The 22,537-nt window shown below is 64.3% G+C and carries 16 protein-coding genes and 4 pseudogenes; 5 read left to right on the top strand and 15 right to left on the bottom strand.

Annotation, left to right across the window (positions count from 1 at the left end):
* The first annotated feature begins 31 nt into the window (after positions 1-31).
* Positions 32-463: an NfeD family protein gene (locus EHW12_RS14980; RefSeq protein WP_003944877.1), complete on the top strand. Its 432-nt coding sequence runs from the start codon at positions 32-34 to the stop codon at positions 461-463.
* Positions 463-1,746: an SPFH domain-containing protein gene (locus EHW12_RS14985; RefSeq protein ID WP_030536387.1), complete on the top strand. Its 1,284-nt coding sequence runs from the start codon at positions 463-465 to the stop codon at positions 1,744-1,746. Before EHW12_RS14980 ends, EHW12_RS14985 begins: the two co-directional genes overlap by 1 nt.
* Before the next feature lie 43 nt (positions 1,747-1,789).
* On the opposite strand, the gene EHW12_RS14990 is transcribed toward EHW12_RS14985, so the two are convergent.
* The 3 genes and pseudogenes from EHW12_RS14990 to EHW12_RS15000 form a co-directional block, all read right to left on the bottom strand.
* A complete protein-coding gene (locus tag EHW12_RS14990; protein ID WP_003944797.1) occupies positions 1,790-2,323 on the bottom strand; it encodes a hypothetical protein in 534 nt (177 codons plus the stop codon).
* A gap of 55 nt (positions 2,324-2,378) precedes the next feature.
* Complete coding sequence (locus EHW12_RS14995) at positions 2,379-2,975, bottom strand: hypothetical protein (protein WP_042449124.1); 597 nt, start codon at positions 2,973-2,975, stop codon at positions 2,379-2,381.
* 31 nt (positions 2,976-3,006) lie between these two features.
* Positions 3,007-3,713, bottom strand: a pseudogene (locus EHW12_RS15000) (TVP38/TMEM64 family protein).
* Positions 3,714-4,136: 423 nt separating this feature from the next.
* On the opposite strand from EHW12_RS15000, the gene mutA reads away from it, so the two are divergent.
* Genes mutA through meaB form a run of 3 tightly spaced genes read left to right on the top strand, consistent with a single transcriptional unit; the run spans position 4,137 to position 9,291 of the window.
* Entirely contained in the window at positions 4,137-6,032 is a 1,896-nt protein-coding gene (gene mutA, locus EHW12_RS15005; RefSeq protein ID WP_054188231.1) for a methylmalonyl-CoA mutase small subunit, read from the top strand.
* On the top strand, positions 6,029-8,281 hold the full coding sequence (gene scpA / locus EHW12_RS15010) for a methylmalonyl-CoA mutase (protein ID WP_003944912.1): 2,253 nt from the start codon (positions 6,029-6,031) through the stop codon (positions 8,279-8,281). The genes mutA and scpA overlap by 4 nt, the downstream gene beginning before the upstream one ends.
* Before the next feature lie 17 nt (positions 8,282-8,298).
* Positions 8,299-9,291, top strand: coding sequence for a methylmalonyl Co-A mutase-associated GTPase MeaB (gene meaB, locus EHW12_RS15015; RefSeq protein WP_003945003.1), 993 nt, complete (start codon positions 8,299-8,301; stop codon positions 9,289-9,291).
* 62 nt (positions 9,292-9,353) lie between these two features.
* Here meaB and EHW12_RS15020 read toward each other — a convergent pair whose 3' ends face one another.
* From EHW12_RS15020 to gndA, 12 genes and pseudogenes are all read right to left on the bottom strand, one after another.
* The gene (locus tag EHW12_RS15020; RefSeq protein ID WP_007727818.1) at positions 9,354-10,301 is read right to left on the bottom strand and encodes a sulfite exporter TauE/SafE family protein; all 948 of its coding nucleotides are present in this window, start codon (positions 10,299-10,301) and stop codon (positions 9,354-9,356) included.
* A 63-nt stretch (positions 10,302-10,364) separates the two neighbouring features.
* Positions 10,365-10,505, bottom strand: coding sequence for a hypothetical protein (locus tag EHW12_RS34625; RefSeq protein ID WP_156423186.1), 141 nt, complete (start codon positions 10,503-10,505; stop codon positions 10,365-10,367).
* 26 nt (positions 10,506-10,531) lie between these two features.
* Complete coding sequence (locus EHW12_RS15025) at positions 10,532-11,566, bottom strand: nucleoside hydrolase (protein WP_007727817.1); 1,035 nt, start codon at positions 11,564-11,566, stop codon at positions 10,532-10,534.
* Positions 11,559-12,035 carry an OsmC family protein gene (locus EHW12_RS15030; RefSeq protein ID WP_007727816.1) on the bottom strand — a complete coding sequence of 159 codons (477 nt, stop codon included), beginning with the start codon at positions 12,033-12,035 and terminating at the stop codon, positions 11,559-11,561. Before EHW12_RS15030 ends, EHW12_RS15025 begins: the two co-directional genes overlap by 8 nt.
* Before the next feature lie 31 nt (positions 12,036-12,066).
* Positions 12,067-13,380 carry a CoA transferase gene (locus tag EHW12_RS15035; RefSeq protein WP_064114339.1) on the bottom strand — a complete coding sequence of 438 codons (1,314 nt, stop codon included), beginning with the start codon at positions 13,378-13,380 and terminating at the stop codon, positions 12,067-12,069.
* 18 nt (positions 13,381-13,398) lie between these two features.
* A pseudogene (locus EHW12_RS15040) lies at positions 13,399-14,276 on the bottom strand (3-methyladenine DNA glycosylase).
* Between the two features lie 3 nt (positions 14,277-14,279).
* Positions 14,280-15,368: a hemolysin family protein gene (locus tag EHW12_RS15045; protein ID WP_003944826.1), complete on the bottom strand. Its 1,089-nt coding sequence runs from the start codon at positions 15,366-15,368 to the stop codon at positions 14,280-14,282.
* Positions 15,361-16,743 carry a hemolysin family protein gene (locus tag EHW12_RS15050; protein ID WP_003944847.1) on the bottom strand — a complete coding sequence of 461 codons (1,383 nt, stop codon included), beginning with the start codon at positions 16,741-16,743 and terminating at the stop codon, positions 15,361-15,363. Before EHW12_RS15050 ends, EHW12_RS15045 begins: the two co-directional genes overlap by 8 nt.
* A 311-nt stretch (positions 16,744-17,054) precedes the next feature.
* Positions 17,055-18,490, bottom strand: a pseudogene (locus EHW12_RS15060) (GuaB1 family IMP dehydrogenase-related protein).
* 3 nt (positions 18,491-18,493) lie between these two features.
* Positions 18,494-19,375, bottom strand: a complete 882-nt coding sequence (locus tag EHW12_RS15065) for a DMT family transporter (RefSeq protein ID WP_003944968.1) — start codon at positions 19,373-19,375, stop codon at positions 18,494-18,496.
* 4 nt (positions 19,376-19,379) lie between these two features.
* Positions 19,380-20,881 (bottom strand): annotated as a pseudogene (locus EHW12_RS15070) (DEAD/DEAH box helicase).
* 62 nt (positions 20,882-20,943) lie between these two features.
* On the bottom strand, positions 20,944-22,401 hold the full coding sequence (gndA, locus tag EHW12_RS15075; protein WP_007730904.1) for an NADP-dependent phosphogluconate dehydrogenase: 1,458 nt from the start codon (positions 22,399-22,401) through the stop codon (positions 20,944-20,946).
* Positions 22,402-22,537: the final 136 nt, after the last annotated feature.

The raw sequence follows: 22,537 nt of genomic DNA on the forward strand, positions 1-22,537 counted from the left end.
CCTGGGTCACACATTCTGGTTAGATGGTGTTGTGGCTGCACTTATTTGGCTGATCGGAGCACTGGTGCTCGCCGGGGCCGAAGCGCTGGTGGGGGATTTCTTCCTGCTGATGCTCGCCGGTGGGGCGCTCGCTACTGCCGGTGTCAGTGCTGTCACCGACTTCCCGGTGTGGGTCGACGCCGTCATGTTCGGAGTGTTCTCCGCCGCCCTCGTCCTGGGCGTGCGACCGATCATGTTGCGTCGCTTCGGTAGTCCGCCGCCGACCCCGACCGGAATACAGGCACTCGAAGGTAAGCACGCTCTGGTTCTGGAAGAAGTGGGCGAGCATTCCGGGCAGGTCAAGTTGGACGGCGAGGTGTGGACTGCCAGGCCGTACGACACTACCGAGGTGTACCCGCCGGGCACCAAGGTGACGGTGATGGAAATCAACGGCGCAACAGCAGTCGTCTGGAGGGGACCTTAATGGCAGCACTCATAGTGCTCGGTGTGTTGGTGCTATTCGTGATCTTGGTGGTCGCGAAGTCGGTAGCACTGGTACCGCAGGCAGAAGCCGCGGTGATCGAGCGGCTCGGTAGGTATTCGAAGACGGTGTCCGGGCAGCTCACGTTCTTGATCCCGTTCGCCGATCGTGTGCGCGCCAAGGTGGATCTTCGTGAGCGGGTGGTCTCCTTCCCACCGCAGCCGGTGATCACCCAGGACAACCTGACACTGTCCATCGACACGGTGGTGTACTTCCAGGTCACCAATCCGCAAGCTGCGGTGTACGAGATCAGCAACTACATCGCTGCCGTCGAGCAGTTGGCAACCACCACGCTGCGAAACGTCGTCGGCGGAATGACCCTCGAAGAGACGCTTACCTCGCGTGATTCCATCAACGGTCAGCTTCGTGGTGTCCTCGACGAGGCGACTGGTCGCTGGGGCCTGCGAGTGGCCCGCGTCGAGCTCAAGAGCATCGATCCGCCGCCCTCGATCCAGGAGTCGATGGAAAAGCAGATGAAGGCGGACCGCGAGAAGCGCGCGATGATTCTGACGGCTGAAGGTCACCGCGAATCCGCTATCAAGACCGCCGAGGGTGCCAAGCAGAGCCAGATTCTTTCTGCCGAGGGAAACAAGCAGGCCTCGATCCTGAACGCCGAGGGTGAGCGTCAGTCCCAGATCCTTCGCGCTCAAGGTGACCGCGCGGCCAAGTACTTGCAGGCTCAAGGCGAGGCCAAGGCCATCGAGAAGGTTTTCGCTGCAATCAAGTCCGGTAAGCCGACTCCGGAATTGCTTGCATACCAGTATCTTCAGACGTTGCCGCAGATGGCGCAAGGCGATGCGAACAAGGTGTGGCTCGTACCCAGCGACTTCGGTGACGCGCTGAAGGGATTTGCCAAAACGCTTGGCGCGCAAGGGCAGGATGGCGTTTTCCGGTACGAGCCGCCGGCCGCCGAAGAGAATCTTCCCAATCCTGAGGACGATTCAGCCGAGGTGGCGGAGTGGTTCGAGACCAAATCCGATCCGGCTATCGCGGAAGCAGTGCGCGCTGCTGAAGTTGCTGCACGCACACCGGTCGAAGACCCGGCAGCTGCGGTCAGGCACCGCCGTGAGAGTGCGCCCGAGCAGCCTGGATTCGTAGATCCCGCGTTGCCACAGCAGGGCGAAAATCCTTGGCCGGGTCAGTTGCCGCTGCCGCCCGAGCGTGAAGATTTCCAGCAGAAGTACCCGTACCAGGGGCAGCCGCCCGAGGGTGGCCAGCGCCAGTAGACGCCTCTCGTAGCGAACGTTGATCGGGACGGGCACTCATCACCTACGTGATGAGTGCCCGTCCCGTTCCGCATACGGCGATCGCCCAGAGGACACTGACGAAGGTTCCCATGATGAACTGCTCGGACGCATGAGGTTCGCGAAGTTCCGGGTACCGCGCGAGCCCCTTGACTGCCAAGACGATCGCGATGCCTTCCGGCCAGGTTGCGAGAATCGATGCCGCCACCGCGAGCCGTTCGAGGATGCCGATCACACGTCCGCCGCGAAGAGGTCCGGCGTCCGGTGCCGGGCTCCCGTCCGGTTGGCGACGAGCGATCTTGAAGGTGGCAAGTACCAACGGTGCACCGGCCGTGGCGGCGGCAAGTACGCACAGGACAAGCGTCGCCCCGAGAGCGAAACCGGTGACCGGGGTCGTTCGGGTCGATGCCAGTGCGGCAACACCCAGCGCCGGAAGAGCCACCACGGACGACGCCCATTCGGGGACTTCCAGTCGACCACGACTGAGCGGTCCCAGTGCCGCTGCAACTGCTGGTGCCGCGGCGGCGACGGCGAGCGCGATCAACGCCAGAACGACCATGTATTCGAGCCCCCTGCTGTGTCGACGAGTTTGTACCGGTGCGAGCGTGAGCAGTCTAGGGCTGGAGTCTGACCAAAAGTCGTTCTGCGAGTCTGCGCCCGGCGAGTTCTGCGTGCCACCCGGCTGTCAGGAGTCGCTTGGACATGGCCTGTTTGGTGATTCCGAGGTGGGCCGCTGCGCTGACCTGAGTGAGTCCGCTGTCCATCAGGGCGATGGCTTCGCGTCCGTCCTTCGTCTGTCTCGTGACGATCGTTCCGAGCAAGGTGAACGCGGCATCGACATCTGCGGCGAGTTCGTCGCGTGAGCTATCCGCCGGCGCCTGTTCGACGGCAATTCTGGCCGGAGCTCGCTTGGCTCGCTCGACGGCGATCCGAGCAGCTTCGAATGCCGGTCCGCGTCCGGCCCGGGTCTGCCGTGGGAGAGGCTGCTCGACGGGACCGATCCCGATCCCGACACTCCAGTGCTCGCGCCGAATCAGCTCGAGTGCGACGAGGACGAGTAGCGCCGGATCGTCGGTCACCGCTTGAATCTCGTCGCCCGCTGTGCGCTCGAACGGCCGCAGGAGCCTGCAATCGGCCATGTCGTCGATGATGTCCCCGACGCGGTCGACATCCCGTCGGCTACCTCGCTGATCCACCGTCAGTACAAACATTAGTCAATGCTAGATAGTTGACTTTCAATAGTCAATCGTTTTGGGTTGACTCAATCAAATCAACCTCTTGGGGTTGACCGTTGTCAACGATGGTTTCGCCCGGTGAAGGCTGACGGCGAGCGTCGAACACCAGACCGGCGATGCCGATCGCAATGCAGATCCCGGACAGAATCAGGAGACGAGGATCGGCTTCGCCGGAGAGCGCATCGCCCAGAATGACAATCCCAACAGTGCCGGGCAAGATGCCGACGACGGTGGCAAGGATGTAGGGCACGATCCGGATCGACGAAATGCCGCAGCAGTAGTTCACCACCGAGAAGGGGACAAACGCGATCAAGCGCAGAGAGCCGACGGCCAGCCACCCCGCTTTTCGATCCGCTCGTCCACCCGCCGGATCGTCGGACTCGAAATCCGTTGCCACACGACGTCGCGGCCGATGGCGCGGACCAGGTAGAGGGCCAGAACGGCGCTCACAGTCGTTGCCGCCACGGTAAGAGCGATGCCGGTCACCGAGCCGAAAAGAACCCCCGCGCTGAGCGTGAAGACGGTGCGCGGGAACGGCGCGACGGTGACTATCGAATGAACCAGGAAGAACACGAGGGGAAACGCCGGGCCAACCGAGTCCGCCCACTCTCGCACCTGGGACACCGTGGGATGTGGGGCGAGGAGGGCTGCGAGGAACAAAGCGAGCACTACCAGGACTATTGCGATCAATCTTCGGTCCAGCAGGCGTCCCATCACAGGTCACAAGGCTACCTGCGAACGGTGAACCGGGCCGACTGCCGACCCGCAATCGTGAGTCGAACATCGCCACGGGGGCGGGAAAGCGACGTGCTCCAGGCGACAATGAAACGGCGCTGTGACGAAAACCACTAGGCTTTCGGAGTGGCCTTCACCTGCAGTCCCGGCCAGTGAAACGAACTCGCGGGTAACCCGCAAACATGCTGAACAATCGCTAGGTAAGGGCCGGTTACACGTGCACGAACGACCGAATCCGCACGTCGCCCGGCCGGTCGGAAAGTGGCCACGAACAGCCCTGTGAAGAACATGACGTGATCCTCACGATATCTGGGCTCAACCGCGGGTTAGCATCACAGAACTAACGAACAAATCCGATTATCGGTAAAGCGCTCACGCAAAAAATGAGAGGGAGCGGACACAGTGTCATTAGCTTCAGAAGCCGAGGCTGTCGAGCAGGCGTACGCGGAGTGGCAGCGCTCCGTAGCCGGTGTGCTCGCCAAGTCCCGCAGAGTCGATGCGGCAGAACTGGGCCCCGAGCCACAGAAACTGCTCGAAACCGTCACCTACGACGGTGTCACTGTCGCACCGCTCTACAGCCCACGCGACGAGCGTCCCGAGCAGAGCTTGCCGGGCACGTTTCCGTACGTGCGTGGCGTCGACGCTCACCGTGATGTCAATGCCGGTTGGTTGGTTTCCGCTGCATTCGGAACCGCCTCGGCGGCCGAGACCAATCGCGCCATCCTGGACGCCCTCGAAAACGGAGTCAGCGCACTCTGGTTGAAGGTGGGCGCCGACGGCGTTCCGGTCACCGACCTCGCCGCTGCGCTCGAGGGCGTGCTTCTCGACCTCGCACCGCTCACGCTCGATGCAGGCGCAGCGACAAACGATGCAGCCCGAGCACTCATCTCACTCCTCGATGCACGCAGCGAAGCCGGCGACGGTGTCAGCGATCGCAGCAGTATCCGAGTTCACCTCGGTGCAGCACCGCTGACCAGTTCGTTCTCCGGCGCAGCCGACGTCGAATTTGCAGGCGCAGTCGAGTTGGCCGCCCTCGCCGCCGCTCGTGCGGAAACCGTGCACGCGATCACCGTGGACGGCACGGCCTTTCACAACGCGGGTGCCGGCGACGCCGAAGAACTCGGAGCCGCAATCGCCGCCGGCCTCGAGTACCTCCGTGCACTCACCGCCCAGAGCGGCCTGACCATCGGTGCTGCGTTGTCGCAGTTGGCTTTCCGCTACGCGGCAACCGACGATCAGTTCCAGACCATCGCGAAGTTCCGCGCCGCACGTCTCGTATGGGCACGCATCGCCCAGGTCTGCGGAGCTTCCGATTTTGGTGGAGCGCCGCAGCACGCAGTCACCTCCGCCGCGATGATGGCTCAGCGTGATCCCTGGGTGAACATGCTGCGCACGACCCTCGCTGCATTCGGCGCCGGCGTCGGCGGAGCAGATGCAGTGACTGTTCTTCCGTTCGACGTCGCCCTGGCCGACGGCACCCTCGGTGTCAGCAAGTCCTTCTCCTCGCGCATCGCGCGCAACACACAGCTGCTCCTGCTCGAGGAGTCGCACCTGGGCCGTGTCCTCGATCCGTCGGCCGGGTCTTGGTACGTCGAGGACCTGACACAGCAGATCGCCGCCACCGCGTGGGAGTTCTTCCAGGAAATCGAAGCAGCCGGCGGATATCTGGCGGCACTCGAAGCGGGAATCGTCTCCGGTCGCATCGCCGCTACCAAGGCCAAGCGCGACTCCGACATCGCACACCGCAAGACCACGGTCACCGGTGTCAACGAGTTCCCGAACCTCGGCGAAACGCCGCTGTCCGCCGAAGCCGTCGAGCCCGGCCAGTCCGTCGCCCGCTACGCAGCTGCATTCGAAGCGCTTCGTGACCGTTCGGACGCGTTCCTCGCCGCCGGCGGCGCCCGTCCCACTGCGCTTCTCGCGCCGCTGGGCTCGGTTGCAGAACACAACGTGCGCACCACGTTTGCGTCCAACCTGCTCGCTTCGGGTGGTATCGACGCAGTCAACCCCGGCCCGCTCGAGGTGGGCGCCGAAGCCATCTCCGCTGCAGTCAAGGCTTCCGGTGCCACCGTCGCCGTGCTGTGCGGCACGGACAAGCGCTACGGCGAGAGCGCCGCAGCGGCCGTCGCCGAACTTCGCGCCGCCGGCATCACCAAGGTGCTGCTCGCAGGACCGGAAAAGGCAGTCGCCGACGCGACCGGCGATTCTCGCCCGGACGGATTCCTCACCGCCCGCATCGACGCAGTGTCGGCTCTGACCGAACTGCTCGACTTCATCGAGACGGGAAGCTCCAAGTGACGACACGAGAGGTCAAGCACGTGATCGGCAGTTTCGCCGAGGTCCCACTCGAGGACCCGCAGTCTCCGGCACCCACACCGCCGTCGGTCGAGCAGGCCCAGGCGCTCATCGAAGAGGGCGCCAACGCCAACAACTACGCCGCCGAGCAGGTTGTCTGGTCCACCCCCGAAGGCATCGACGTCAAGCCGGTGTACACCGGTGCGGACCGCACGGCCGCCGCCGAGTCGGGTTACCCGCTCGACAGCTTCCCGGGCGCAGCGCCGTTCCTGCGTGGTCCGTACCCGACCATGTACGTGAACCAGCCGTGGACCATTCGCCAGTACGCCGGATTCTCCACTGCCGCGGAGTCGAATGCGTTCTACCGTCGTAACCTGGCGGCCGGTCAGAAGGGCCTCTCGGTCGCCTTCGACCTCGCCACACACCGCGGCTACGACTCCGATCATCCTCGCGTTGCCGGTGACGTCGGAATGGCCGGTGTCGCAATCGATTCCATCCTCGACATGCGTCAGCTCTTCGACGGAATCGACCTCTCGCAGGTGTCGGTCTCGATGACGATGAACGGCGCCGTGCTGCCGATTCTCGCGCTGTACGTCGCTGCGGCAGGCGAGCAAGGTGTCACTCCGGACAAGCTGGCCGGAACGATCCAGAACGACATCCTCAAAGAGTTCATGGTTCGTAACACCTACATCTATCCGCCGAAGCCCTCGATGCGGATCATCTCGGACATCTTCGCGTACTCCAGCGCGGAAATGCCGAAGTACAACTCCATCTCGATCTCGGGCTACCACATCCAGGAAGCCGGAGCGACGGCCGATCTGGAACTGGCGTACACCCTCGCCGACGGCGTCGAGTACATCCGCGCCGGCCTCGACGCCGGTATGGACATCGACAAGTTCGCACCTCGCCTGTCCTTCTTCTGGGCCATCGGCATGAACTTCTTCATGGAGGTCGCCAAGCTCCGCGCCGGACGCCTCCTGTGGGCCGAGCTTGTCGCCAAGTTCGATCCCAAGAGCGCGAAGTCTCTCTCGCTGCGTACCCACTCGCAGACCTCCGGCTGGTCCCTGACCGCGCAGGACGTCTTCAACAACGTTCCGCGTACCTGCGTCGAAGCCATGGCTGCCACCCAGGGCCACACTCAGTCCTTGCACACCAACGCACTCGACGAAGCGATCGCATTGCCGACGGACTTCTCCGCCCGCATCGCCCGTAACACCCAGTTGCTGCTGCAGCAGGAATCCGGCACCGTGCGTCCCATCGACCCGTGGGGTGGCTCGTACTACGTCGAGTGGCTCACCAACGAACTCGCCAACCGGGCTCGTAAGCACATCGAAGAGGTCGAGGAAGCCGGCGGAATGGCTCAGGCCATCAACGAAGGCATCCCGAAGCTGCGCATCGAGGAAGCTGCCGCCCGCACCCAGGCACGCATCGACTCCGGTCGGCAGCCGCTCGTCGGCGTCAACAAGTACGTTCCCGACGAGGTCGACACCATCGAAGTTCTCAAGGTCGAGAACTCCAAGGTCCGCAAGGAACAGCTCGAGAAGTTGGTTCGCCTTCGCGCGGAACGTGATCCGGAAGCCGTCGAGGCCGCACTGGCGAACCTCACTCGCGCTGCCGCATCCACCGAAGGCGGCATGGAGAACAACCTCCTCGCCCTCGCTGTCGTCGCCGCCCGCGCGATGGCTACCGTCGGCGAAATTTCCGACGCCCTCGAAAAGGTGTACGGACGCCACCAGGCCGAGATCCGCACCATCAGTGGTGTGTACCGCGACGAGGCAGGAACGGTGAGCAACATCAGCAAGGCGATGGAACTGGTCGAGAAGTTCGCCGAGGACGAGGGACGTCGTCCCCGCATCCTCGTCGCGAAGATGGGCCAGGACGGTCACGACCGTGGCCAGAAGGTCATCTCCACCGCCTTCGCGGACATCGGATTCGACGTCGACGTCGGACCGCTGTTCCAGACCCCCGAAGAGGTCGCCAATCAGGCGGCCGACAACGACGTCCACGTAGTCGGTGTGTCGTCGTTGGCCGCCGGTCACCTGACCTTGGTGCCGGCGCTGCGGGAGGCTCTGGCTGCGGCCGGTCGTCCCGACATCATGATCGTCGTCGGCGGCGTCATTCCGCCCGGTGACTTCGACGAACTCTACGAGGCCGGCGCTGCTGCCATCTTCCCGCCCGGCACCGTCATCGCCGACGCTGCCAGCGGATTGTTGGAGAAGCTCTCCGCCCAACTGGGTCACGACAACAGCTGAGAAGGGGGTCACTGAAGATGGCACGTCAGCCCATCGACATTGATTCCCTCGCCGAGGCGGTGCGCGGAAATCAGCGTGCCGGCCTCGCTCGGGCGATCACCCTCGTCGAGTCCACCCGCGACGACCACCGGGCCCTCGCGCAGCAACTTCTACTGAAGTTGCTGCCGGAGGCCGGGGGAGCGCACCGGATCGGCATCACCGGCGTTCCCGGCGTCGGCAAGTCGACCTTCATCGACGCGCTCGGAATGTACTTGCTGGGCAAGGGACATCGGGTTGCGGTGTTGGCGGTCGATCCGTCGTCCACCCGCACCGGCGGCTCGATTCTCGGCGACAAGACACGCATGGCTCGGCTCACCGTCGAACCGAATGCGTACATCCGGCCGTCACCGACGTCCGGCACGCTCGGTGGTGTTGCCAAGGCAACCCGCGAGACCATCGTGCTTCTCGAAGCTGCCGGTTTCGACGTCATCCTGGTGGAAACGGTGGGTGTCGGCCAGTCCGAAGTCACTGTTGCCAACATGGTGGACTGCTTCACGTTCCTGACCCTCGCTCGTACCGGTGATCAGCTCCAGGGCATCAAGAAGGGTGTCCTCGAGCTCGCAGATCTGGTGGCGGTCAACAAGGCCGATGGCAAGCATGAGCGCGAGGCAAAGGGCGCTGCCCGTGAATTGGCGGGTGCGCTTCGCCTGATCTACCCGCACGACGCCATCTGGAAGCCGCCCGTCATCACGATGAGCGGTCTCGAAGGTGTCGGGCTGGACGAGTTCTGGGGAACTGTCACCAAACACCGTGAGGTGCTCACCGAAGCGGGACAGTTCGAGGAGAAGCGTCGCAAGCAACAGGTCGATTGGACCTGGACGATGGTCAACGATCAGCTGCTACGCAGGCTCTCGAGCAACGATCGGGTGCGTGCGATCCGGGCCGACGTCGAGCAGAGCGTGCGTGACGGTTCGCTGACGGCAGCGTTGGCGGCGGGGCGAATTCTCGACGCGTTCGACGGAAGCAACTAGCGCGGAAAGAACGAAATCCCGGGTATCCGAGCGCGGATACCCGGGATTTCTTCTGTGACGAGCTATCGTTCGCGCTTGACTGCAGGCTCGGTGAGTTCGGTCTCGACAGCGAGTTCGACTCCCGTGAAATCGCCTTCTGCCTCGGCCGGGGTGAGAGTGGACCGCTTCCACGCGTAGAACAGCAGCGCTGCCCACGCGCCGAGAATGGTCAGGTAACCGGCCACTGTGACCGCCCCGGTGATGTCGAAGGATTTGAACAGCTTCTGTGCGTTGGTCAACACGATGACGCCGCCCACCGCCGTTCCGAGCAAGGTTGCAGGTACGCGGCTGACCAGCCACGCCGCGAACGGAGCTGCGATGACACCGCCGAGCGCGAGACCGGCGACAACGAGGAGGTTTCCCGCCGACTCACGTCCCAATCCGACAAGGAATCCCAGCGACGCGGCTGACGCGACCAGAAACTCCGAGGCGCTGACCGAGCCGATCACGGTGCGCGGCGCGGTCTTTCCTCGTGAGAGCAGCGTGCTGGTGGTGATCGGACCCCAACCACCACCGCCGGATGCATCGATGAAACCACCGAACAGGCCGAGTGGGGACAGGAAACGTGCAGTGTGCGGGGTGGTACGAGCGTCCGCGACGGCCGGTGGGCGGACCGAAAAGCGTAGTGCCACATAGATACCGATGGCCAGCAGGATCGTCGCCGTGATGGGGACTGCCGCTTCGGTGGACAGACCCGAGAGCACAGTTGCGCCGATGAATGCACCGACTGCGCCGGGCACACCGAGCTTGGCGACGAGCTTCCAGTCGATGTTCTTGAACTTCCAATGCGACACACCCGAAGCGAGGGTGGTGCCGACCTCGGCCAGGTGAACAGCGGCGCTGGCCTGAGCCGGACCGAGGCCACCGATCATCAACAGAGTGGTTGCGGTGACACCGAAGGCCATACCGAGGGCGCCGTCGACGAGCTGGGCGCCGACGCCGACAAGGGTGAACAAAAGAAGATTGAACATGAGAAGACAGACTCCGAGCGAAGAAGCGACAAAGTCAGGGGTGCAGGCAGCGAGAATCGCCGCTCAGCAACACGCCTGATCGAAGCATGCGCTACGACGAGTGGGCCAGAACGCCATCAATCCGAGCGCAAATGCCGGGGAGGCATCGTGGCTGGAAATCTGCACGTCAGGTCCTTTGTTCTCGTACGTTGGTGTTCTGTCCATGCGAGCATAGCCGGTGCCCGGCTCGGTCAACCCACGACGCGGGCGTAATTTCCCACTCGGTGGACAAGTCGATCGAAGAATTCCGCCGGATCGGTGCTGACCGCGATATCCGCGTTGGGCTCACGCTTCCAGTGCCCGACCCAGTCCGCAACCGTCGTTCCGATCAGCAGTGGACTCTCGGTTTCGACATCTACCGTTGCCGGTTTCAGCGTCGCCAGGCTCGGATCGAGCGCGACGGCAGCAGCGAAGGGATCATGCATGTGAGCAAGAAATCCCTGGTCGTATTCACGATGGAATTCCATGTAGAACCGGATTGCGTCGGACATATGCCTGATCACGCTGTTGGACGCGGAACTGCGGACGTCGGGACCGTCGTCAGGCGAGATGATCTCTTCCGGGGTGCTCCCGGCAGCTTCGGCGAGCCGACGCACATGTTCGGGGAACATCTCGATGGATTCGGTGACGTTGAGGCCGCAGATGATCGGGCGCCGGTGCGCGGGTACGACGGAGAACGCGTCGAACACCTCCTTGGCGGCGTGCGGATCCACCGAGACGTTCCACTCCGCGGTCGGCGTCGTGTTGCCCGGATAGTTGAACGACCCACCCATCACTACCAGTCGCTTCAGCAGAGACGGCAGATCGGGTTCACGTCTGATCGCCAAGGCCAGGTTGGTGAGCGGCCCCGTCACCAGCCCGGTGAGTTGTCCGGGGTACTCCCGGACGAGATCCACCCAGAGGTCGGTGGCGGTTCGGACCGAGCGCTTGCGACCCGAATCGGGGAGGACCGCATGGCCGATTCCTTGCGGACCGTGAGTCTCCTCGGTGGTGCGCAACGGTATGACCAATGGCTCGCGGGCGCCGAGTGCAACCTCGATGTCCGGGGCGCCGCAGAGCGCAAGCCAGTTCAAGTTGTTGGCCGCGACCTGTTCCACCGGAACGTTGCCGGCGGTGCTCGCAATCCCCAGTATCTCGGCTTCGGGGCTGGCAAGGAGATAGAGAAGCGCCAACGAGTCGTCGATACCGGTGTCGACGTCGACGATGAGTTTGTGCATGTCACTCATCGGTGGCCACCAGGATCGTCGGGGAATGCAGGACGGGGAAGTTCACCGACCGAGCGATGAAGCACTTCGTGTGTGCGGGGCCGTGAAGCTCCTGGGCCTTCTCGACCATCGACGCCTCCGCGACCAACACCGTCGGATTCAACGTCACTTCGATGAACTGGCCGCCGCCATCGGATTCCTCGATCATGCTGCCGACCGGCTGATCGCTGTAGTCGAGAACGACGACCCCAGCGGCAGCTGCCAGCCCGAGGTACCAGAGCATGTGGCACTGGGCGAGGGAGGCAACGAGCAGTTCCTCGGGGTTCCATCGCTGCGCGTCACCGCGGAACGAGGGATCGGAGCTGCCGAGAAGTTCCGGCTTTCCGACCGCGGATATTGCATGATTGCGCGAATATCCCTGCGTGCTGGACGTTCCGGTTCCCAGATCGCCCGTCCACTGAAGGTCGAGTGTGTAGGTATGTGACTTCACAGGTCCATCTTGCCCTGAATGTGCCGGTCCCTCAGTGTGCCCACTCCGCGCGATCCGATCCCCACGGATGGGCTGGTTCGGGGTAGTCCTCGAACTCTGCCAGCGCGGGTCGTGCGGTGGTCACGTCGGCATGGTTGACAACAACATTCAGGCCGGGAGCGGTCGGTAGACCGGGATGGACGGTTCGGCCGGGTGCGTCGAGAAGACGGGCGCCGGTGCTGGCCAATGACACGTCGACATCGCGGCCACGGCCGTCCTGCGAGCGCAGCGTCAACGCGTCGAGGATCCCCGCTGCCAAGAAGTATCCGGTCGAGTGGTCGAGTGCCTGCGCCGGAAGCGCACCAGGGTTCTCACCGCCCTCGAGGAACGAGATACCGGATGCGGCCTGCACGATGCTGTCGAAGCCGCGGCGATTCGCCCACGGACCTTCCCATCCCCATGCGCTGACGCGCCCGTGAATCAGGTGGGCGGGAAGATCCTGCCCGATGAGCGCTTCGAGTGCACCCGGCCGGTAGCCGGTGACCAGTACGTCTGCGGTTTCGAGGAGTTCTCGGAACGCTGTCGCTCCCGCCGAGGACTTCAGGTCGAGAAGCGCCGACCGCTTGCCCTGTCCACTGTCGAGGTGCTGCCATCCGATCTCGGGGATCGCCGGGGGATCGATCCGCAGAACGTCAGCGCCGACCAGCGCCAGGGCACGCGTCGCGACCGGACCGGCGATGACGCGGGTCAGGTCGAGAACGCGTGGGCGCGTCGGATGCGTGCGGGGTTTTCCCTCGTCGCGTGCTCGGATGGATACCAGAGGCGCAGACCTCGCAGCTGCGCACTGCTCACTCAGGCGCCACTCGGTCTCGGTACGAACACGGACCGCGATGGCTCCGATCTCGGCGGCCTGCAGCTCGATCTCGATGGCGCTGAGTTCGGATATCCGTTGCACCACTGCATCTTTGGGTGATCCATGATCGAGCGCGAGGATGGCGAGCAGGCGGTCGCGATGGTGCGGATAGTTGCCGTGCGTGCGGACCCAACCGTCGCGGGCGGCAAAGAACCCCGAGTGCTCGGAGAACCCGTTGATCGGCTCGCCGCCGATCCGGAACAGTCGATCGCTCGAGAAGGACGCGGCGATGCGCTCGGGATCGAGGGTCCAGTGTCCGTCGCCCGGGCTGGTTGACCGATGAATCGCCGAGGCGAACGCCGCTACCGAGCCCGCAGCGAGGTCGAACACCGGCAAGTGCGCCGCAAGGAAACCCGCCGAGTCCGGGCATTCGATGTGCCCGCGGCGGTCGTCGGTGTGCACCCCGACGTCACGCTGGTATTCGTCGAGATAGAACCCGTACCCGTGATCCATGCGACGCCTTTCGGCAGTTCAGTGGCCGAGAAGCTCCCGGCACTTCTCTGCCAGCGTATCGCGGAGCGGCGCAGCACGATCCGCCAACTGTTGTTGCTGACACACGTATTCGGCGCGGCCCGCGGGAGTTTCGATACGAATGGGGGAGTACCCGTACTCGGCGAGGTCGTATGGGCTCGCGCGCATGTCGAGTTCACGGGCCAGGAGCGCGTGTTCGAAGCACCGCATCACCAGGTCGGAATCGACGAGTGGCAACAATTTGAAGCTCCACTTGTACAGGTCCATACCGGCGTGCAGGCAGCCCGGCTGTTCGTGATCGATCTGAGTTTCGCGTGCAAGCGGGAGCGAGTTCTTGGGGGCCGCGTCCGGTGTGAAGAACCGGAACGCGTCGTAGTGCGTGCATTTGAGTGGCAGGGATTCGACGACCGCGTCGGTACCGGCGAACCCGAGTCGCAGCGGCACCGACTGGTGACGGATTGCGTCCTCGCCCCGCGATAGACCATCGCCCATTCGTGGAGGCCGAAGCAACCCAGCACAGCGGGCCGCGCAGACGTCTGATTCAACAGATTCCACACGAATTCGACTGTGTGACGCCGACGCTCCAGCACTGAGGCCTCGACCGTCGCGGTACCCGACTCGTCGACGCGGTAGCCGGAGAAGGCTGCGTATTCGGCGGCGTTCTCGAGCGCGACTCCGTACCCGGGGTGCCAGCGGCGCAGTTGGGCGGGTTTGAAGTTGTAGTACGTGAAGAGGAAGTCGTGCACCGGGTGAGAGATACCGGCGCTACGACGCGCTCGGTGCGGCTCGACGAGCTTCTCCACCTCCTCGAGGTGAAGCGCCCGCCGAGCCGTCCACTCGCTCTGCGCGAGTGCGAGTGAATGCACCGAACGTGTCATCGATCAGCTGTTTCTTTGTCCGGGAACAGCATCCGTGCCGCGGTGCGTGCCGTCGCGGACCGTTCCGACGTACTCCTCGAGGAGATCCTCGAGCGCGACGATACCGATCACCACTCCGTCAGCGTCCGTGACAGCGCCGAGGTGCGAGCTGGCCCGACGAAGGCCGGCCAACGCTTCGGCCAGCGGTGTGCTGAGCGGAACGATGGGCAGCGGCCGGATATCCGACGTCGGAACGACGGTGTCCGGTCCAGCGGCCTCGTCGAGCACCTCGTCGAGTACGTCCTTGAGGTGTACGTACCCAGCCAGCGATCCGTCGCTCGCTCGCACCGGGTAACGCGAGTATCCGGTCTCGATGACCGCACGCTCGATCTCACCCAGTGTTGTTCCCGACGGTGTGAGGGGAATAGTCCGCACCTTGTCGAGAGTGATCAGGACCTCGGAGACGGTCCGATCGGTCGATTCGAGTGCCTGCTTCAACCGCCGGTGTTCTTCGGCGTCGATCAGACCTTCGGATCGCGACTCACCGATCATCGCGGACAACTCCACCGCCGAGACCGTGACGTCGAGTTCGTCCTTCGGTTCGACGCGCAGAAGCTTGAGCACTCCGTTCGCGCACAGGTTGTAGAACGCGATGATCGGGCGAGCGATCTTGATGAACGCCAGATGCACGGGAACGAGCAGCATGGCCGTCTTCTCGGGGCCGGCCAACGCGATGTTCTTGGGCACCATCTCGCCGAGCAGGATGTGCAGCACGACGACGAGCGACAGCGCGATGGCAAACGAGATCGGGTGCAGCAATCCGTCGGGCAGGCCGACGGCTTCCATCGGCACCTCGAGGAGGTGCGCAATGGCGGGCTCGGCGACCTTACCGAGGAGGATGGAGCAGATCGTGATGCCCAGCTGAGCCGCCGCAAGCATGAGCGAGAGGTTCTCACCGGCCTTGATGACTGTGAGCGCCCGCTTCTTGCCTTGCGCGACCAGTGCTTCGAGGCGGTCACGTCGTGCGGAGATCAGTGCGAACTCCGCACCGACGAAGAATGCATTGCCGGCGAGCAGCACGACGGTGAGGAGTACACCGAAGAGGTTATTCATCGTCGGACTCCTTCTTGCTGTCGTCTGCGGATTCGGGTTCGACGTAAGCGGGGACCGGCGTGATGGTCACCCGGTCGATACGGCGGCCGTCCATGCCGGTCACTCGTGCAATCCACTTTCCGCGCGAATCACCGGACGAGTCGACGTCGGGCAATTCCACCTCGTCACCCTCGTCGGGGATGCGGCCCAGTTCGGTGAGCACCAAGCCGCCGAGCGTGTCGTAGTCGCCTTCGGGAGCGGTGTACCCGGTAGCCGAAGTGACCTCGTCGATGCGCAGGAGACCGGAGCACGACCATCCGTCGCCGACGCGCTGCACGTCGAGTTCGGGTTCGTCGTGTTCGTCGCGCACATCGCCGACGATTTCCTCGATGAGGTCTTCCATCGTGACGATGCCGGCAGTTCCGCCGTACTCGTCGACGACGAGCGCAACCTGCATACCGTCGGAGCGGATTCGCTCCATGACGGTGTCTCCGTCCAGGCTCGACGGCACGACGGGAACACGTTGAGCCAGACTGTCGACGCGCGTCGTGCGCCGACGTTCGGCCGGAACGGTGAACGCGTGCTTGATGTGTACGACGCCGACCGTGTCGTCGAGATCGCCGCGAACGACCGGGAAGCGCGAATAGCCGGTCCGCGACGCCGTCACGATCAGGTCTGCGACGGTGTCCGAGAGTTCCAGCGATTCGATCTTCACTCGCGGAGTCATCAGCTCTTCTGCCGTGCGGTCACCGAACTGCAGTGAACGGTCGACGAGCATCGCCGTGCCCTTGTCGATGGACCCGCGCTGCGCGGACGTCCGCACGAGGGACCCGAGTTCCTGCGGTGATCGCGCGGAGCGCAATTCCTCCGCGGGTTCGATGCCCAGGCGTCGCACGATCCAGTTGGCGGTTCCGTTGAGGCCGTTGATGGCCCACCGGAAGATCAGCGAGAACCCTGCTTGCAGGCCCGCAGTCGCGCGGGCGGTGGGCATCGGCTTGGAGATTGCGAGGTTCTTCGGTACGAGCTCACCGAAGATCATGGAGAACGAGGTCGCGATCACGAGCGCCAGGATCAAAGACGTTGTCGAGGCCGCGGATTCACTGAGCCCGACGGCCTTCGTGACCGGTGTGATGAACCGTGCCAGGACCGGCTCGGCCAGGTAACCGGTGATCAGGGTTGTGATCGTGATGCCCAGCTGAGCGCCGGAGAGCTGGAACGAAAGAGTCTTGTGCGCGTGTTGAACCTGCCGCGAGCGTCGGTCGCCGCCACGAGCAGCTTCGTCGACGGTGCTGCGTTCGAGCGCGGTCAGTGAGAATTCGGCCGCCACGAAGAGGGCGGTGCCTGCAGTCAGCGCGATGAAGCCGACCAGGCTGAGAATGGTGAAAACGATGTCCATGTGTCATCGCCACCTGAGATGTGCACGGGGGCCGCCGGGTTTGTCTCCCGGCTCGCTAGAGGAGCCCTCCGAACCGGCGGAATCAGAAGATTCCTCGGATAATACGACGGGTGTAGCGCCGGGTAAGTGTGTGGGTGCCTCGGGCACCGGGTTCCTTTCGTCAGAGCCGAGTAGTTCTCGGCTGTAGCGGGCTCGGTCGGGTCGCCGAAGGGCACCCGACCGAGTTTTGTTTTCTGTTTACGGATCCAATGATACCGGCGGGTGCCCGGGAGTAGGGACCCGAGCACCCGCCGACAGTCACAGAACGTGGTTCACCAACCAGACGGAAGCGGCCGTCCTTCGGCAAATCCGGCGGCGGACTGCACGCCCAGAACGGCCTTCTCGTGCAGCTCCTCGAGAGAGCGCGCACCCGCGTACGTGCAGGTACTGCGCACGCCGGAACAGATCTGATCGATCAGGTCCTCGACTCCGGGGCGCTCGGGATCGAGACGCATCCGCGAACTGGAGATGCCTTCCTCGAACAATCCCTTACGGGCGCGATCGAAAGCCGTTTCGGTGGCTGTGCGAGCGGCAACAGCGCGCTTGGAGGCCATACCGAAGCTCTCCTTGTACGCGTTGCCCGCCTGATCGACTTTGAGATCGCCGGGGGACTCGTATGTGCCGGCGAACCACGAGCCGATCATGACGTTCGACGCGCCCGCCGCGAGGGCGAGTGCAACGTCGCGGGGGTGGCGAACGCCGCCGTCGGCCCAGACGTGCTTGCCGAGCTCACGTGCCGCTGCAGCACATTCCGCGACGGCCGAGAACTGCGGGCGTCCGACGCCGGTCATCATGCGAGTCGTGCACATGGCTCCGGGCCCGACGCCGACCTTGACGATGTCCGCGCCTGCGGCGATCAGATCACGGGTTCCCTGTGCGGAGACCACGTTGCCTGCAACCAACGGGACGCCGAGATCGAGCGCCTTGAGGGTGGTGAGCGCATCGATCATTCTCTGCTGGTGACCGTGAGCCGTGTCCACGACGATCACGTCTGCACCGGCGTCGACGAGAGCCTTGGCCTTGGCGCCCACGTCACCGTTCACACCGACCGCCGCAGCGACCCGGAGTGCGCCGCGCTCGTCGACTGCGGGGTCGTAGATGCCGGCACGGATCGCGCCGGTGCGGGTGAGGACGCCGGCAAGAGTCCCGTCTTCGTTGACGATGACCGCCAGCGGATCGTGCTTGGTTTCGAGCAGTTCGAAGACCTCACGCGGTGTGGCGGTGACCGGGGCCGTGACGAAGTCGGTGATCGCGACGGTACGTAGGCGAGTGAACCGATCGACATCCGCGCAGGCAGCCTCCGTGACGACACCGAGAGGCTTACCGTCCTCGACCACCACGACCGCGCCGTGAGCACGCTTGGGAAGCAGCGCCAGCGCATCGGAGACGGCGTCGTCCGGACTAAGCGTGACCGGCGTATCGGCGACGAGGTGGCGGCTCTTGACGAACGCCACGGTCTCGGCGACAGCTTCGGTGGGGACGTCCTGCGGAATGATGACCAGTCCGCCGCGGCGGGCGACAGTCTCCGCCATGCGGCGGCCGGCGACTGCGGTCATGTTGGCGACCACGACGGGAATGGTCGTTCCGGATCCGTCGGAAGAATTGAGATCGACGTCGAACCGAGAGGTGACTTCGGTCCGGTTAGGGACGAGGAAGACGTCGTCGTAGGTCAGGTCGTATGGGGGCGTTGCCCTTCGAGGAACTGCACGTTTCACGAGCCTACCGTCGATTCCGCCGTAGCGCCCTCGGTGTCGCGCGCTTGTGAGCGGGAAAGGGCGATCGTGGTCATGATCATGACGGCGACTGCGCACCCGATGAGAGCAATTCCGGGACCGTCGACGCGGAGGCGTTCGTCGAGCACTGTCATCCCCAGGAAGATGGCCGCGATCGGCTCGCCGATCGTCAGGGCGGGTAGCGACGCCGACAGCGGCCCGACCTGGAACGCGCGCTGTTGCAGGTAGACCCCGATTGCGCCCGAGGCGATCAGCGCCCACGTCTGCCATGCCGAAATCACCCCGACGACGCCGTGGCCGAGTAGGTCGGTGACGTACTTGGTGAATGCGACGGCGACGCCGTAGAAGATGCCTGCCGCAGAGCCGAGAAGCAGTGCGCGCCAGCCGCCGTCGAGTTTGGACAAGCCGCCGACAGTTGCGGCCACGGCCACTGCGACCGTAATCGTCAGGGGCACAGCCCAATCCGACCATGGAGCATTGCTGTCTCCCTCGGTGGGATCGCCGACGACGAGGAAGATCGCCAAGGAAATCGCGAGCATGATCGCCAGTGACCACGCGGAACGGGTGATGCGGATTCCCGAGAATTTGGCCGAGAGAGGCAGCGCGAACAGCAACGAGGTCACGATCAGCGGCTGCACCACCAACACCGAACCCAACGACAGTGCAACGGCCTGCATGACGTACCCGCCGCCGTCACCGATCAGCCCGGCCCACCACCGAGGACTGCGAATCAACGACGCCACCAACGCCTCGCCCTCGGGAACCGCGGACGCCGCCCGTTGCTGAGCGACCGAAGCGCACGCGAAGAGCAGTGCAGCGAGAAGTGCGCAGAGAACCGAGATCAGTGGAAGATCACCCATTCCCTCAGTGTGCGCGCTTGCCCGCCCGATTTCCGGCAGACGGCTTTCCTGCGCCGGGTGCGCCGCGACGCGGGGTCAAGCCCTTGGACGCCAGACGCTCCGAACGGGTCGGGACCGGAGTGCCGTCCGCACGGATCTTCTTCACACTCTTCGGATCGGTGACGCGCCGCGAGGAGGCGGCGCGCTTGTCGCCGTCCTTCTTCATCCGGCCTCCGGCAGCGGTCCGGCCTGCAGTGTCGTGTTCCTGACGGCCACGCTTGGCGGTGTGCTTGACGGCAACCGTCGTATCGGGAGCCTCGACCGGAATTCCCGTCGGCTCCATCGCACCGGTGATGCGCGTGAGTTCAAGATCGTCAGGACGAACCCGCACACCGTGAACCTTGACGCCTGCCTGCTTGGTCAACTTCTCGACCGAATCACGTTCCTCGTCGGTGACGATGGTGACGACGACGCCTGATTCCCCGGCGCGTGCCGTCCGGCCGGCCCGGTGCAGGTAGTCCTTCGCCTCGGCCGGGGGATCGACGTGAACGACGAGCGTCACGTCGTCGACATGGATTCCGCGCGCGGCGACATCGGTGGCGACCAGGACCGGTGTTGTCCCGTCGGAGAACGACGCGAGGGTCTTGGTCCGATTGTTCTGCGTCTTGCCGCCGTGCAGGGCCCCGGCCGAGACGCCGATCAAATGCAGTTGCTGCGCAAGACGATCCACACCGTGCTTGGTCTTGACGAACATGATGGTCCGCCCCGCGCGCGAAGCGATATGTGCGACAACGGATCTCTTGTCGTCGCGGTCGACGAAAAGCAGATGATGTTCCATGGTCGAGACGGTCGCAACCGGGGAGCAGTCGAGTGCGACGCCGGATTGCGCAGGTAACCCGCGACCAGATCGTCGACCTTGCCGTCGAGTGTCGCCGAAAAGAGAAGACGCTGACCGTCTTTCGGAGTCGTGTCGAGAATCTTCGCAACCTCGTCGATGAAACCCATGTCTGCCATGTGGTCGGCTTCGTCGATGGTCGTGATCACGACGTCGTCGAGAATCACCGACTTCTGCTCGAGTAGGTCGAGCAGGCGCCCGGGGGTCGCAATCAGCAGATCGACGCCGCGGGCAAGGATGTCGGCCTGACGCTTGATCGGAACGCCCCCGACCGCATTTGCCACACGCAAACCGATCTCGGTAGCGGCGTCGTCGAGTGCCTTGTGGATCTGGATCGCCAGCTCACGGGTGGGAGCGAGCACCAAACCGCGCGGACGATTCCGCTTGCTCGCCCCACCCTTGAGGCGCACCAGCATCGGAAGCCCGAAGGCCAGAGTCTTTCCGGAACCCGTCGCACCGCGCCCGAGTACATCCCGACCGGCAAGAACATCGGGGATGGTTGCCGACTGAATGGGGAAGGGGGCATCGATGCCGCTTCGGCGCAACGCGTGCACCATCACGGCGGGGATTCCGAGGTCGACGAACGAACGCCCTTCGGTCGAGGTGGGCGAGTCGATCGTCGATTCCTGCATTTGTCCAGGCTACCGGGTATCGGTAGACGCAGATGACCGCATCTACCGATACCCGCTGTGAATCAGGCCTCGATTTCGCTGCGGTCACCGCTCCACAGTGTGTGGAACTTGCCCGGCTTGTCGATGCGCTCGTAGGTGTGCGCGCCGAAGAAGTCGCGCTGACCCTGAGTCAGGGCGGCCGGCAGACGCTCCGCGCGGAGACCGTCGTAGTACGACAGCGAGGACGCGAACGCAGGTACCGGAATGCCGAGCATCGTCGCGGTGGCGACCACGCGGCGCCAGCTGTCGATGCCTGCCTCGATGGCCTCGCGGAAGTACGGCGCCAGGATCAAGCTCGGCAGGCTCGGATCGGCGTCGAACGCGTCCTTGATGCGGTTGAGGAACTGCGCACGGATGATGCAGCCACCGCGCCAGATCGTCGCCAGGTCGGCAGGCTTGAGGTTCCAGTCGTACTCGGCGCTGCCGGCAGCGATCTGATCGAAGCCCTGCGCGTACGCCACGATCTTCGACGCGTACAGCGCGGCCTGGATGTCGGCGGCGAACTGCTCGGCGTCAGCAGGCTTGTCGCCGAGAGAGCCGGCAGCCAGACCCTGCGCCTGAGCTGCAGCGCGCTGATTGCGGCTACCGGACAGCGCGCGAGCAAACACGGCCTCGGCGATACCGGTGACCGGCACGCCCAGATCCAGAGCAGACTTGACCGTCCAGCGGCCCGTGCCCTTCTGCTCGGCAGCGTCGACGATGACGTCGACCAAAGGCTTGCCCGTCTCGGCGTCGACCTGGCGGAGCACCTCGGCGGTGATCTCGATCAGGTAGGACTCGAGGGTGCCCTTGTTCCACTCGGTGAAGACGTCGGCAACCTGACCGGCGTCGTAGCCCAGAGCGTCGCGGAAGAGGTTGTACGCCTCGCCGATGAGCTGCATGTCGGCGTACTCGATGCCGTTGTGCACCATCTTGACGAAGTGACCGCTGCCGTCGGGGCCGATGTGCGTGCAGCACGGGGTGCCGTCGACGTGAGCGGAGATGGACTCGAGAAGCGGGCCGAGAGCCTCGTAGGACTCCTTCGGGCCGCCCGGCATGATCGACGGACCGTTGAGTGCGCCTTCTTCGCCACCGGAGATACCGGCGCCGACGAAGTGCAGTCCGCGGGCGCGGATCGCCGCTTCACGACGGATCGTGTCGGTGTAGAGCGAGTTGCCACCGTCGATGATGATGTCGCCGGGCTCCATGGCGTTTGCGAGCTCTTCGATGACAGCATCGGTCGGGGCGCCGGCCTTGACCATGATCAGGACGCGTCGCGGCTTCTGAAGTGCGGCAACAAACTCCTCGACGGTCTCGGTGCGCACGAAATCGCCCTCGGAACCATGCTCGGCGATCAGGGCATCGGTCTTCGCGATGCTGCGGTTGTGCAGGGCAACGGTGTGACCGTGGCGGGCGAAATTGCGGGCAATATTCGAACCCATGACGGCCAGGCCGGTGACGCCGATCTGAGCTCGGGGTGATTCGGTGCTAGTGGTTGACATGCTTACAGCTTTCCCTCTCGGTCCGCGGCTGTGAAATCCTGCGCTGTGCGCAGCCGAAAACGGTGCGGCCGCGACGCGCGTGAACATCAGACCGTGCATACAAAACACGGATGCAGATCACTTTAATTGCAGTGAC

Source organism: Rhodococcus sp. NJ-530, assembly GCF_003860625.1.
GTDB classification, from domain to species: Bacteria; Actinomycetota; Actinomycetes; order Mycobacteriales; family Mycobacteriaceae; genus Rhodococcus_F; species Rhodococcus_F qingshengii.